Raw genomic sequence first — 13,456 nt, 5'->3', positions numbered from 1 at the left:
TCAGTGGGTTCCGACAGCCTTGCCGTATGTCCGGACCACATTGCGGACGGCCTCCACCATCAAGGCGTGGGGCGTCGCTTCAATCTCACCCGAGGCGACTGCTGGATAAAGCGTGCCCAGATACTGACTGATCAGCGTTTCCGGTATCTTGCGCCCTTCCAGACGGTTCAAAAGCGCATCCACGGCAGCAGTTGCGACCGGATGCGGCCAGTAATAGCGAATGCGGTCGCTATAGGAGAAATGGCGTTGCAGGCGCAGTTCTTCCGCGTCGCCGTGGTAATATTTTTCCCAGTTCTTCGGTTCGGCCAGCAGCAGTGCTTCCATCTTGCCGCGCAGGGTTTCTTCTTCCGGCAGCTTGTCGAGGAAAGCCGCAATCTGGTCGAGCCCATAGAGCGCCTCGCGCAGCGCAAAAGTCAGGCCGGGGCCGACTTTCAGAATGGTGAAACCGTCATCAACCAGATCGGAAAGCGCTTCCACCGGCTGATAGTCGGTGGAGTGAGCTTCAAAGACGAATTGCGCCATTTCGCTGAGAACGCCGCTGAGAGCTGTCGCCTTTTCGCTGTTGTAGAAGACGACATTTTCGTTGCCGAACTCGACGCCCGGCTGCACCACGACACCGATGGCGCGGGCAAAAGCGTCTTCCAGTCCGAGTGCTGCGAAAGCCTTGCGGTGAATGGCGACGGTTTCGACCGCCGCACCCGGCTTGGTCAGCTCCAGCTCTTCGATTTCTTCCATCGCGCCGCCTGGGATCGGGACTTCCGTTCCGATGATATAGACAGGCAGGTCGTATCCGGCTTCACGGGCCGCTGCTTCCGAAACCTTGGCCAGACGCGCAGCGCGCCCGGCGGTCACGGCATCAGGCAGCGCGACCGGTTCGCCAGCGCAACCCATCGACGTATCGAGATGGATTTTGGTGAAGCCTGCGCGCACGAAGGCGTCGATCATCACATCCGACTTCGCAAGGGCTTCTTCGGCGGGCAGATGCTTCCACGGGTTGGGGCCGAGATGGTCGCCGCCCAGAATAAGCCGCTTGGTGTCGAAGCCGACACGGGCGGCGATGTCTTCCACAAAACGGCGGAAGTCGGCGGGCGTCATGCCTGTATAGCCGCCGTCCTGATTGACCTGATTGCAGGTGGCCTCGATCAGCACGTCGGTCTCGGTCGCGATGCCTTCAAGAAGGGCTGCTTCAATCACCAGCGGATGCGCAGAGCAGATCGACGTAATGCCGCCGCGAACGCCGCTGGCGTAACGGGCGGGAAGTGCGCTCAGAACATTCGTGCTGCTCATGCTGGAACTCCGTTTTTCTGAAGGAAGGCTTCAATTTCGGCCATGGTCGAGGTGCCTTCCATCGGTCCCTTGACGCCGACCGCGCGTGCGCCGGTGGCATTGGCGATGACGAGGGCTTCTTTCGGTGCCATGTCGCGCAGCCAGCAGGTAACGAATGCCGCGCCAAAACTATCGCCCGCTCCGGTCGGGTCGATCTCATCGACCTTGAAGGCAGGCGCGAAAACTTCGCCGGACTGATCGAAATAGCTCGCGCCTTCCGCACCCCGCTTGACCACAACGGCCTTGACGCCCCGCGCCAGCAGTTCTTCCACGGCGGCCTTTTCCTCAGTCGCCTTGGTGAAGAGGAAGATTTCCGGGCCGCTTGGCATGAACAGGTCGGTGTTTTCCAGCGCATGGGCCAGTGCCTGGCGCATACCCGGCAATTCCAGCATTTCCTTGCGGATATTCGGGTCGAAGGAGACAGTGCCGCCCTTTGCCTTGATGCGGATCGTCGCCTCGTGGATCGCCGAAACAATGCCCTCGGAGAACAGGGCGGAGCCCATGATATGCAGATGATCGGCGGTCTCGATCAGCTTTTCGGCTTCCGGCGTCAGACCGATGGCGCTGCATGCGCTGTGCTTGATGTTGAAGATGAAATCGCGATTGCCATCCGGGCGATAACGCACGAAAGCGCTACCGGTGGCGGCTGTCGGATGCACGCCGATGGCCGAAACATCCACGCCGTCCTTCTGCAGGCGCTCGACATTGAGCGCGCCGAAATCGTCATTGCCGACCGCGCTGACCATGCCGCAAGGCTGGCCCATCTTGGCCACCTGATCGATGAAGATCGCAGGCGCGCCGGAGGCGAACGGCCCGATCAATGGGATGGCGGTCTTGAAACCGTTGCCGGTTTCCACGGCCATGATTTCGACGACGATCTCGCCGATGGTGATGATCTTTTTCATAAGGTGCACCGCGATTATGTGCGCATGGATTTCGAGCGCACGTCCAGCCAGACGGCGACCAGAATGACCACGCCCTTGACGATGAGCTGATAGAAATAGGGCACCGACAGCATGTTCATGCCGTTGTTGATGACACCGATGATGAGCGCGCCGAGAATGGTGCCGACCATGGTGCCGACGCCGCCAGCAAGCGAGGTGCCGCCAAGCACGACCGCCGCAATGGCGTCGAGTTCATAGCCCATGCCTGCATTGGTCTGTGCTGAGGACAGGCGTGATGAGAGCAAGATGCCGCTGATGGCTGCCATGACGCCGGAGAGCATGAAGACGATGATCTTGATGCGGTCGACGCGGATACCCGAATAGATCGCCGCTTCCTTGTTGCCGCCCGAAAGATAGATGCGGCGGCCGAAAACGGTCTTCGACAGCAGGATATAATTGAAGATGAACAGGATGCCGACGATCCAGATGATGATCGGCAGGCCGAGCCAGTTTTCCGAGCCGATGGCAAGCCAGGTATCGTTTTCGATGATTTCAGGCGCGCCATTGGTCGGCAGGCTGACCATGCCGCGATAGATGCCCATTGTCGCAACGGTCACGATGAAGGAGGGCAGCATCAGCTTTGCCGAAAGCACGCCGTTCAGGCCACCCATGATGGCGCCCGCCGCAAGGGTGAAAACGACCGTCGGCACAAAGCCGAAGCCCATGGCGAAGGCTTGCGCTGCCACCATGCCGGAAACTGCGATGATCGAGCCGATGGACAGGTCGATTTCGCCGAGCAGGATCACATAGGTCATGCCATAGGCAGCAACGGCGATCACCGCCACCTGCTGCATGATGTTCATGAAGTTGTTGAAGGCGAGAAAGCGCGGGTTCAGCACCGCGAAGACCACGCAGAGCACGGCCAGTGAAATGATGATGCCGCCATACTGGCGAACCAGCGGGGAGGAGAAAAGCGAACGACGGACTTCCGCGTCCACGGCTTTCTTCTGAATATTTTGTGCGTTGCTCATAGGTGCATTCCTGCTGCGTAGCTCATGACGGTTTCGGGCGTAAGGCCATCGGCATCGACAATGGCGGCGACATGCTTGTTATGCATGACGGCCACGCGGTCGCTCAGGCCCAGCACTTCCGGCAGTTCGGAGGAAACCATCAGGATCGCCGCGCCATTGGCGGCAAGTTCACGGATGATGCGATAGATTTCGAATTTCGCGCCGACATCGACGCCGCGTGTCGGCTCATCGAGAATGAGGATGCGCGGCTTTGTCTGCAGCCACTTTGCCAGCACGATCTTCTGCTGGTTGCCGCCGCTAAGCGACCCGGCAACCGTGTCGATGGATGCGGTCTTGATGGCAAGACGCAGCACTTCCGCCTTGGCGGCGGAGCGCTCTGCTCTGGAACGCATCAGGCCGAAAGGCCCTGCAAGCTGTCCGAGCCCAACCATGTTGATGTTGCGTTCAACGCTGTGCGGAAGAACGAGACCTTCTTCCTTGCGATTCTCGGTCACGAAAGCAATGCCGTTGCGAATAGCATCGGTCGGTGAGGAGAGGGTGATGGCTTTGCCGTCGAGCCTGATTTCGCCCGTGGGCCGCAGCATACCGAACAATGCCTTCATCACGTCCGAACGGCCAGAACCGACCAGTCCGAAAAGACCCAGAACTTCGCCGGGTTTCACGTCGATGGAAACATCGCTAAATTTGCCCGCAACCGAGAGGTTCTTCGTTTCAAGTATGGGCGGCACGCTTGCCGATGGTCTCGGCGCTTCGCGCGGCGGATAGATGTCGTTCATCTCACGTCCGACCATCAGGGCGATCAGTCGCTCGATCGTGGTCTCACTCTTCTCGGTGGTCGTTACATATTCGCCATCGCGAACGACCGTAATGTCGTCGGAAAGCCGCATGATTTCTTCCATGCGATGCGAAATATAGATGACGGCTGTACCCCTGGCTTTCAGGCGCTCAATAATCGAAAACAGGATTTCCGCTTCGCTGTCGGAAAGCGATGAGGTCGGCTCATCCAGAATGACGACGTCAGCAGGCTGACTCAGGCCCTTGGCGATTTCGACGAGCTGGCGCTGGGCAATCGACAGGTCGCCAACCTTTGCGCGTGCATCGACAGGCAGACCAAGCTCATCGATGAGCTTGTCGGCAGCGGCGTTCAGTTCGCGCTCCCGCACAAAACCGAAGCGGCTTGGCTCATGATTGGCGAAGATGTTTTCGGCCACGCTGAGATTGCGCGACAGGCTCAATTCCTGAAAGACGATGGCGATGCCATTTGCACGGGCATCGCGCGGGTCTTTCGGCGTATAGGCCGCGCTCTTGAGCAAAATGGTGCCGGAGGTTGGCTTGAAAACGCCAGCCAGAATCTTCATCAGCGTGGATTTGCCGGCGCCGTTTTCGCCAAGAAGCGTATGCACGCGGCCGCGACGCACGGTCAGGTTCATGCGCTTGAGCGCGATGACCGGGCCGAAGGATTTCGCCACATCGCGAATTTCAAGCACCGTATCCGGCAGAGCGTTTCGTTCGGATTTGGTGGCTGTCTCGGTATCTGTCACTTTGGGGGCCTCCACTCTCCGTTATTCAGTTTCGCAATGGATTTTAAGATCGATCCCGAGCGAAGTCTGCAATTCAAAAGGGTTGCGGCGGCGGCAAGGCGTGTGGTGTTCGCCGGGCCGCCGCACGCAGATAGGAAACAGCGACTGGGAGGAGTGTCGCTGTTTCACGCGGTGTTACTTGGTTTCGCCGTCCTTGGTGACGACGCCCGGAACGATTGGCTGCTTGGCTGGAACTTCCTCGCCCTTGATGACCTTGGCAGCGGTTTCAACTGCAACCTTGCCCATCTGGTCCGGGTACTGGGCGATAACGCCGACCATGACCGGGTCGTTTTTGACGGCATTGCGGGCTTCTTCCATGCCATCGAAGCCGATCACCTTGACCTGGTTTTCAAGCTTGGCCGACTTTACTGCCGAGGCAGCAGCCAGCGCAGCGTCGTCACCGAAACCGAAGATGCCGACAATATCCGGATTGGCCTGAAGGATGTTTTGGGCAGCCGAAAGAGCTTCCGGACGGGTGATGCCCGGCTGGATCGCCACGATCTTGATGTCGGGATATTTGGCAATGCCCTTCTTGAAGCCTTCAATACGGTCCACGACCGACTGAACCGTCGGATAATCGATCACGGCGACGTTGCCCTTCTCGCCGATGGACTTTGCCATCAGTTCGGCAGCCCTTTCACCGCCTGCGAAATTGTCCGTGCCCACAAAGGAGGTCACATCGACATTGTTGGCCGGTACGTCGACGGTAATGACCTTGATGCCAGCCTTTTCAGCCTTGTTGATGGCCGAGCGAACGCCCTTGCTGTCAACCGGCGAGATGATGATGACGTCAACGCCCTTGGTGATGAAATCTTCCACATCGGCAAGCTGCTTGCTCAGGTCCTGATTGGCGATGGAGACTTCCAGCGGTACATTTTCTGCCTGCGCTTCCTTCTTCATCGCGTCAGCGAGCGAGATGTCGAAAGGATGCTGCTGGGTGAGAAGCGATGCGCCGATGCCTTCGGCAGATGCAGCACCTGCCATCATTGCCAGAGCTACACCGGAAAAGAGAATACGGCTGAGCGATTTGCGAAACATGATTTCCTCCGAATGACCGGCGCTCGCCGGGGCGTCCTTCTATGGGACATGAACAACGGTTTTCCTGCTGGTCCGTCAGTTGTCGCCAACTTCAAACCTCCCGAAGGGCAGGGCCTTCAGCTCGTGATTGAGCTCCCCTAGACATGCTAGAGCTTGTTCAGTGTGTCAATATAAAATTTTTCACGTGTAAAAATTATAACGATTGAATTTGGGCAGGTTACATAGGCGTGAACTGCATAAAGCACGTGAAGGCGTGGACTACTGATCACTGATGTGTTGAAACTTGTTGCTTCCGGGCGGAAATAAATTTACGCATGAAAAGAAAAGTGGGTGGCGCCGAAAAATCGCTTCGATATCCCAATGGGAAAAGCAGGGCATGACCGAACAGAAGATCAGGACGATGGAAGAGTTCGCGGCGGCAAGCGGATTGTCTCGTCCTACGGTCTCGAAATATTTCGACAATCCTGAAAGCGTAAAGCCTTCCACGCGGGCTCGTATCGAAAAGGCGTTGAAAGACTATAATTATCAGCCCAACATTTTTGCAGTCAGCCTCAATCGCAAGAAGCCGAAGAACATCGGCGTTATCGTCCCGCATATATCCGATCCATTCTACGCGGAAATCATTCGCCAGATCGAGATGCGCTGTCTGGCGGAGGGCTACTGGACCATCGTGCTGTCATCTCATGGTGAGAGAAAACTCGAAGCGCGGGCGATGCGCACCTTGATGTCTCTCAAGATTGCGGGTGTTCTGATGGCTCCGCTCGGTTTCGATACGGATGAGAAGCTTCTTTCCAGTCTGTCGAACTCGACGCCTGCAGTTTTCCTGGACAGCCGTATCAGCGACGATCAGCCGTTCGTCGGCACGGATAATCGTCAGAGCATAGGGAATATTACCGAGTATCTCTATCGAACGGGGGAACACCCCTGTTTCCTCGAAATGCCGGCTGTAAACCAGAATGCGCTGGAACGGCGTTCGGCCTATATCGAAACCATGGAAAGGCTTGGCGTTGAACCAATCGTCCTTCCCATAGAAGCAAAGAACTGGAATTTTGAGGAGCTGGGCTATCAGGAGGCAGGCCGGATTTTTGATCGCGGCGGGTTTCCGACGCGCACGGTTCTGTGTGCCAATGATCGTCTGGCTTTTGGCGTTATTTCCGCGGCATTCGAGCGTCGGCGCCATGTCGGACGCGAAGAGGGCTGCGATCTTCGTGTCGCCGGTCACGACGACCATCCTCTCAGCCGCTTCACCTGTCCGCCGCTGACGACGGTTGCGCAGGATTATCGGCAAATCGCGCAACTGGGTCTCGATATGCTTTTCTCGCGGATCAATGCGCAGGAAAGCGGGGTAGCCGTCGAGAAGGAAATTCGCCGTCTCGATAGCCACCTCATCATGCGCGGCTCTGCGTGATGCCACCGAAAAGCCTCCTGAAAGCCGGAATATACACAGTTTTGCCATGCGTTCGCCATAATTGATGGGCGAAAATACGCCTATTCGCGCAACCTTTCGCGTCTTCTGACAGCTCAAAGCTTCTTTTCGGCACTCTGCCTTAATTAAGGATGCCGCTTGGACTGAAACCAGTCCCTCTCGACCTTTCCGGCGAAAGAATTACTCTGCCGCTCCCTAGATTTTTTCCATGCTCGCCTATGTGGATATGTAGGCAGCAGGGAGTTGTGCGGCACACGGATTGCTGCAAGACTTGCAACCTATATCTGACCATATCTGGCCATATCTGGAATGCCTCGAAATTGGTGAGCGGTTAATCCGCCCGGCTTCCCTGCACATATGACGGGATGCCGGTTGTGCTAGAAGGGGGTAATGTCTTGCTTATCTGGTTAACTTCTATTGTTCTTTTCCTGATCGGGCTTGCGCTCGGCGCGGGAGGCATCTGGCTCGCCGCACTCGGCGGTAGCTGGTATTACATACTCGCGGCGATCGGCTTTCTGCTGACCGCCGTTTTGCTTTCCCGGCGCAGCGCCACAGCATTATGGGTCTATGCGCTTGTCATTCTTGGATCGCTCGGCTGGGCCGTTTATGAAGTCGGCTTCGATTGGTGGCAGCTTGGCGCACGCGGCGGCATCATCGTGCTGCTCGGCTTCTGGATGCTGACGCCCTGGATCAGGAAACCATTGAATAACGGAGCAGGCGATAGCGGTCTGCCATTGGCTGCAGCCTCGGTGATCGCAGTCGTGGTCGCAGGCTATGCGATAACACAGGATACCTACAATATTGCCGGAGACCTGCCGACGGAGAAGGTCGCTGCAACGCCCGATCTTGGCGGCAACATGCCCGATGGTGAATGGCGTCAATATGGTCGAACGCCTTACGGTCAGCGCTATTCGCCACTGGCACAGATAACGCCGGAGAATGTCTCCAAGCTTCAGGTTGCCTGGCAGTATCAGACCGGCGATGTGAAGCAGCCGCAGGATGTGGGCGAAACGACCTATCAGGTCACGCCGCTCAAGATTGGCGATTCCCTCTATCTCTGCACGCCGCATAACTGGGCTATTGCGCTGGATGCGGCGACCGGCAAGGAAAAGTGGAAATTCGATCCCAAGGTCGGTTTCAATACAGACCGCCAGCACCAGACCTGCCGTGGTGTGAGCTACTGGAAAGATACGACCGCAACGGCTGGAGCGAAATGCGCCGAGCGTGTCTATCTGCCGACATCTGATGCGCGATTGATTGCACTGGATACGGCCACCGGAGAAATCTGCACGGATTTCGCCAATGGTGGAACTCTCGATCTCAGCCACGGCATGAAGTACAATCCGGCAGGGTATTACTACTCCACTTCGCCCCCTGCGGTCGTCGGCGACAAGATCATCGTTGGCGGTGCCGTCAACGATAATTATTCGACGGAAGAACAGTCGGGCGTCATTCGCGCATTCGATATCCGCACCGGCCAACTGCTGTGGAACTGGGATTCAGGCAATCCGGATGTCACCACGCCGCTGCCGGAGGGTGAGCACTACACGACCAACTCACCCAATAGCTGGTCCGTTTCAAGCGTCGATGAGAAGCTCGGGCTGATCTTTGTTCCGCTCGGCAACAAGGTGCCCGACCAGCTTGGTATGGACCGCAGCGAGAATGTGGAGAAGTTTTCCTCGTCCATCGTCGCTCTCGATGTGAACACCGGACAGCTTCGCTGGGTGCGCCAGACAGTTCACCATGATCTATGGGATATGGACGTTCCAGCCCAGCCGGTCCTGCTGGAAATCAACGGGGTTCCGGCACTGGTCGGACCGACGAAGCAGGGCGATCTCTATGTTCTGGATCGACGCACTGGCGAGCCGATCATTCCAGTCAGGGAAATTCCTGCTCCGACAGGCGCGATACCCGAGGACCATACTGCGCCGACGCAGCCGATCTCCGATCTTACTTTCAGTCCGCCGCCCTTGCGCGAAAGTGACATGTGGGGTGTGACGATGTTCGATCAGCTCGCTTGTCGTATCAAGTTCCACGAGCTGTTCTATGAAGGCCGATATACCCCGCCTTCGCTGCGCGGAACGATTGTCTATCCAGGCAATTTCGGTGTGTTCAACTGGGGCAGCGTTGCTGTCGATCCGGTGCGGCAAGTCATGTTCGGTATGCCGACCTATCTCGCCTTCACCTCGCGCCTCGTTCCACGCGCGGACATTCCGCCGAAAGGACAGGATGAAAAGGGAAGCGAGCAGGGCCTGAACCGCAACGACGGCGCCCCTTATGGCGTCTTCATGGGACCATTCCTGGGCCCACTCGGTATTCCCTGCCAGACGCCGCCATGGGGTTATGTCGCTGGTGTTGACTTGCGAACCGGCAAGATTGCCTACAAGCATCGGAATGGAACGATCCGCGATATGTCACCGGTTCCACTTCCGCTGAAGGTCGGCGTCCCGGGCATTGGCGGACCGATGATCACCGCAGGCGGCGTTGCCTTCCTTGGTGCAGCCGTGGATGATTATCTGCGCGCCTATGACCTGACTTCGGGCAAGCAGCTCTGGGAAGCACGGCTTCCTGCTGGCGGGCAGTCGACGCCAATGAGCTATACGGTCGGCGATCAGCAATTCGTTCTGATGGTTGCCGGCGGGCATGGTTCTGTTGGCACCAAGCCCGGCGATTATGTGATCGCCTATACTCTGCCGAAAGGCTGAGCCGGTGATGTGAAAGAAAAGCGCCGGGAGTGATCCCGGCGTTTTATTTGCAGACCTTAAATTTTACCGTGCAGCAATTCACCTTTGCGTGGAGCCGGGCGTTTGCGGCTTTCCACGCTGTTTTCTGCGAGCTGGTGAATGATCGGGCAATCGGGGCGGTTGTCCCCGTGGCAGTTTTTCGCGAGGTAGCGCAGCGTATCAGCCATTTCCTGCAACTGACGCATCTTGGCTTCCAGCTCCTCGACATGGCCAAGCGCTACCTTCTTGACGTCAGCCGATGCGCGGTTGCGATCGCGCCAGAGCGTCAGCAGTTCCTTGATCTGTTCAACCTGAAAACCGAGATCGCGGCTGCGGCGGATGAAGCGCAGCGTCTCAACGTCTTTCTGCGTATAGACGCGATAGCCCGAACCGGTTCTCTCGGCAGCTTCAATGAGTCCGATCGTTTCATAATGGCGGATCATCTTCGCCGATATGCCAGATGCTGCAGCTGCCTGCCCTATATTCATCCCGTTCCTCGCTGGCTGGTTATTTGCAAGGATATAGGAATGCAGAGACGTCTTTCAAAGAGGCTTATGCGTTCAGATGGCTCGTCCGGAACGTTTCATGAGGTAATGTTCAATTGCCTGAAACCCATCAAAGATGAGTATGGCAAGTGCAGCCACGACGAGCCCTCCTTGCAAAACAAAAGCAAGATTGTTGGAAATGAGCCCGGCGATGATGACTTCTCCAAGTGTTCTGGCAGCGACAGTCGAGCCAATGGTAGCCGTTGCAAGGCCGATCACAACGGAAAGTCTGATACCCGCCAGAATAACCGGCATGGCAAGCGGAACCTCGACTTTGACAAGCCGTTGCGCGCTGGTCATCCCCATGCCGCGTGCAGCTTCGACAACCGGAGGCGGCAAAGTCGTTAGTCCTGTCAGTGTATTTTCAAAAATCGGAAGCAGACCATAGAGGAAGAGTGCAATCAGGGTCGGCTTGTCTCCGAAACCGAAGACCGGCACTGCAAGTGCCAGCACTGCAACTGGAGGAAAGGTCTGGCCGATATTCACAAGGCTGCGTGAGAGTGGCAGAAACTCTGCGCCCTGCTTTCTGGTAACAAAGATTGCCATCGAGACGGCTACAATCGTGGATGCAAGTGCGGCCAGAGCGACCAGGCCGAGATGCTGCAAAGTCAGTGTCACGAAGTTTGCACGATCATAAATGACCGGGACGCCCTCATCGACGAGCGGTCGAAACAACGGCTCGAAAAGATGGGGCCGCCACAGAAACAGCAGCAGAACGCCCAGAAGCAGCGCACGCGGAACAAGGGACAGGAACAACCTCATGCCGGACGCTCTGCCTGATGCAGGAGCCTGTCGAGCGTAACTTGTCCAAGTGGTCTTCCATCATGATCAAGAACGGGAAGAGCCTTGCGTCCTGACCACAGAAGCTCGGCAAGGGCATCGCGTTGCGACGCTGTTACAGGCATTGTTGCACCGCTTGCATCACCGGGCTGGAGCACGGTTTTAAGGTCCATGAGAGAGAGGAGGCGGAAAGGCCGTTCGCCCGTACCGACAAGACGTTCGACGAAATCGGTTGCCGGACGGGCAAGAATTTCTGCCGGTGGACCATATTGCAGCAATTTTCCGTCATCCATGACGGCGATACGATCACCCAGCGATATGGCTTCCTCCATGTCGTGCGTGACAAGGATTATGGTCGTGCCGAGCCGCTTCTGGATCGCCTTCAGATCTTCCTGTGCCTTGGCTCGGATTACCGGATCGAGTGCCCCGAATGGCTCGTCCATGAGAAGGATGTTCGGCCCGGCAGCGAGTGCGCGTGCCACACCGACGCGTTGCTGTTGCCCTCCGGAAAGTTCATGCGGATAGCGGTCGCGATAGTCCGCTGGTTCAAGCTGGAAGAGGTCAAGCAGTTCATCCACACGTGTATCGATGCGCCGTTTCTGCCATCCAAGCAGAAGGGGAACCGTCGCTATGTTTTCCGCGACGGTACGATGCGGAAAAAGTCCGTTCTGCTGGATGACGTAACCGATCTGCCGCCGCAGAACATGACCAGGTTCGTCCATGATGCTGCGGCCATCGATGCGGATTTCTCCGTCGGTCGGCTCGACCAGACGATTGACCATCCGCAGGAGGGTCGTCTTGCCGGAACCTGACGTCCCGACAATGGCAGCAATACTGTGGGGTTCGATGGTGAAGCTCACCGCGTCCACCGCTGCGCGTCCGTTATAGCGCTTCGTGATATGGTCGAATTCGATCATTGGGAGCTGCCTTTCCCGGTGATTTCTATCGCTGCATCGAGAATGACAGCAGCCGCAAAGGCGAGGAGAACGGTAGGCAAGGCACCCAGCAGAACAAGATCCATGGCCGTTTGCCCAATGCCCTGAAAGACGAATGTTCCGAAGCCGCCGCCACCAATCAATGCCGCAATGGTCGTCAGGCCGATATTCTGCACCATGACGATACGTATGCCGGTGAGAATAACGGGAAAAGCGAGCGGAAATTCCGTTTTGAAGAGGCGTTGCAGGCGCGTCATGCCCATGCCGCGGGCTGCGTCCGTTACCGGCTCCGGCACCTGTGCCAGCCCTGCGACGGTATTCGCCACGATAGGCAGCAGCGAATAGAGGAAAAGCGCAACGAATGCCGGTGCAGCGCCGATACCACGAATACCGATAGCACCCGCCCAGGGAAACTGCGTGGCGACCCAGCCGAGTGGCGCAATCAAAATACCGAACAGGGCCATTGACGGAATGGTCTGCACGATATTGAGGCTGTTCAGGACGAAAGCCCGCAACCCGGCCAAGCGATGGCAGACAAGCCCCAGCGGAATACCCACTGCGGTCGCCGCTGCAAGCGATCCCAATGCCAACGCTATATGCCGCTCCGCTTCGTTCCAGAAGCTGTCCGCGCGGCTTTGATATTCCTTCATGAATGAGATGCTGTCCCAGAGGCCTGAGGAAAGCAGCGCGGCCAGAAGTAATCCTGCGATGACCAGCAGTCCGACCCGTAAAAACGGACCGGCACGCAGCCGGACCAGCCCATCCGCGACATAAAGTGCGCTCGCAAAAAACAACAGCCAAAAGCCGGAAGCCGGAGAAACGCGCGCATATCTGTTTCCTTCGGGCGACAGATATGACGCGGCCAGGCCGATTGCCACCATGACGGATGCGAGGCAGAACAGAGCCGCGAACAGCCGCAACAAATTGTTGCTGCGGACAAAGCCGATCAGCAGTCCTGCCGCCACGACAGCGGCGAACAGCAGCGCCAATGAGGGTGGCAGGGCATCCAAAAGATAACGAGGCTCGCCTTGAACAATGCGGTTTGCCCGAAAGTTTGCGAATGGCAGAAGCAATCCCGATAAGCCGATTGCCGCAATGACCAGTCCGAGCTTGTCGATATATGCAAACAAGCCCCTCGTGCCATTTGCCTGGATCGTCTGGTGTGTTGCACTCATGCCCGGCAATTAT

11 protein-coding genes are annotated in these 13,456 nt (G+C 57.3%); 2 read left to right on the top strand and 9 right to left on the bottom strand.

Annotated elements, in window-relative coordinates; genetic code table 11:
• From FG152_RS09320 to FG152_RS09300, 5 genes are all read right to left on the bottom strand, one after another.
• Positions 1 to 1,287: a D-tagatose-bisphosphate aldolase, class II, non-catalytic subunit gene (locus tag FG152_RS09320; RefSeq protein WP_029925862.1), complete on the bottom strand. Its 1,287-nt coding sequence runs from the start codon at positions 1,285 to 1,287 to the stop codon at positions 1 to 3.
• The gene (locus tag FG152_RS09315) at positions 1,284 to 2,231 is read right to left on the bottom strand and encodes a tagatose kinase (protein ID WP_029925859.1); all 948 of its coding nucleotides are present in this window, start codon (positions 2,229 to 2,231) and stop codon (positions 1,284 to 1,286) included. The genes FG152_RS09320 and FG152_RS09315 overlap by 4 nt, the downstream gene beginning before the upstream one ends.
• A gap of 14 nt (positions 2,232 to 2,245) precedes the next feature.
• Positions 2,246 to 3,241, bottom strand: a complete 996-nt coding sequence (locus tag FG152_RS09310; protein WP_029925857.1) for an ABC transporter permease — start codon at positions 3,239 to 3,241, stop codon at positions 2,246 to 2,248.
• A complete protein-coding gene (locus FG152_RS09305) occupies positions 3,238 to 4,782 on the bottom strand; it encodes a sugar ABC transporter ATP-binding protein (protein WP_029925855.1) in 1,545 nt (514 codons plus the stop codon). The genes FG152_RS09310 and FG152_RS09305 overlap by 4 nt, the downstream gene beginning before the upstream one ends.
• A gap of 174 nt (positions 4,783 to 4,956) precedes the next feature.
• Complete coding sequence (locus FG152_RS09300; RefSeq protein WP_498986037.1) at positions 4,957 to 5,859, bottom strand: substrate-binding domain-containing protein; 903 nt, start codon at positions 5,857 to 5,859, stop codon at positions 4,957 to 4,959.
• A 376-nt stretch (positions 5,860 to 6,235) separates the two neighbouring features.
• Between FG152_RS09300 and FG152_RS09295 the strand changes: the two genes are divergently transcribed.
• Both FG152_RS09295 and FG152_RS09290 read left to right on the top strand, forming a co-directional pair.
• Positions 6,236 to 7,267: a LacI family DNA-binding transcriptional regulator gene (locus tag FG152_RS09295; protein WP_010658064.1), complete on the top strand. Its 1,032-nt coding sequence runs from the start codon at positions 6,236 to 6,238 to the stop codon at positions 7,265 to 7,267.
• 413 nt (positions 7,268 to 7,680) lie between these two features.
• Positions 7,681 to 9,990, top strand: a complete 2,310-nt coding sequence (locus FG152_RS09290; RefSeq protein ID WP_043062445.1) for a glucose/quinate/shikimate family membrane-bound PQQ-dependent dehydrogenase — start codon at positions 7,681 to 7,683, stop codon at positions 9,988 to 9,990.
• A gap of 56 nt (positions 9,991 to 10,046) precedes the next feature.
• On the opposite strand, the gene cueR is transcribed toward FG152_RS09290, so the two are convergent.
• The 4 genes from cueR to FG152_RS09270 form a co-directional block, all read right to left on the bottom strand.
• Positions 10,047 to 10,496, bottom strand: coding sequence for a Cu(I)-responsive transcriptional regulator (gene cueR, locus FG152_RS09285; RefSeq protein WP_010658066.1), 450 nt, complete (start codon positions 10,494 to 10,496; stop codon positions 10,047 to 10,049).
• A gap of 72 nt (positions 10,497 to 10,568) precedes the next feature.
• Positions 10,569 to 11,315: an ABC transporter permease gene (locus FG152_RS09280; protein WP_010658067.1), complete on the bottom strand. Its 747-nt coding sequence runs from the start codon at positions 11,313 to 11,315 to the stop codon at positions 10,569 to 10,571.
• On the bottom strand, positions 11,312 to 12,250 hold the full coding sequence (locus FG152_RS09275) for an ABC transporter ATP-binding protein (protein WP_010658068.1): 939 nt from the start codon (positions 12,248 to 12,250) through the stop codon (positions 11,312 to 11,314). Before FG152_RS09275 ends, FG152_RS09280 begins: the two co-directional genes overlap by 4 nt.
• On the bottom strand, positions 12,247 to 13,452 hold the full coding sequence (locus tag FG152_RS09270) for an ABC transporter permease (protein WP_374710361.1): 1,206 nt from the start codon (positions 13,450 to 13,452) through the stop codon (positions 12,247 to 12,249). The genes FG152_RS09275 and FG152_RS09270 overlap by 4 nt, the downstream gene beginning before the upstream one ends.
• Between the last annotated feature and the right edge of the window lie 4 nt (positions 13,453 to 13,456).

It is taken from the genome of Ochrobactrum sp. XJ1, assembly GCF_024701725.1.
Taxonomy (GTDB): Bacteria; Pseudomonadota; Alphaproteobacteria; order Rhizobiales; family Rhizobiaceae; genus Brucella; species Brucella anthropi.
The sequence above is the reverse complement of the archived record's forward strand: the minus strand, read 5'-3'. Positions and strand labels throughout refer to the sequence as shown.

Coding starts and splice junctions, on each gene's coding strand:
- FG152_RS09295 (WP_010658064.1), top strand. CDS start 6,236: ATGACCGAACAGAAGATCAGGACGATGGAAGAGTTCGCGGCGGCAAGC.
- FG152_RS09280 (WP_010658067.1), bottom strand. CDS start 11,315: ATGAGGTTGTTCCTGTCCCTTGTTCCGCGTGCGCTGCTTCTGGGCGTT.
- FG152_RS09320 (WP_029925862.1), bottom strand. CDS start 1,287: ATGAGCAGCACGAATGTTCTGAGCGCACTTCCCGCCCGTTACGCCAGC.
- FG152_RS09300 (WP_498986037.1), bottom strand. CDS start 5,859: ATGTTTCGCAAATCGCTCAGCCGTATTCTCTTTTCCGGTGTAGCTCTG.
- FG152_RS09310 (WP_029925857.1), bottom strand. CDS start 3,241: ATGAGCAACGCACAAAATATTCAGAAGAAAGCCGTGGACGCGGAAGTC.
- cueR (WP_010658066.1), bottom strand. CDS start 10,496: ATGAATATAGGGCAGGCAGCTGCAGCATCTGGCATATCGGCGAAGATG.
- FG152_RS09315 (WP_029925859.1), bottom strand. CDS start 2,231: ATGAAAAAGATCATCACCATCGGCGAGATCGTCGTCGAAATCATGGCC.
- FG152_RS09275 (WP_010658068.1), bottom strand. CDS start 12,250: ATGATCGAATTCGACCATATCACGAAGCGCTATAACGGACGCGCAGCG.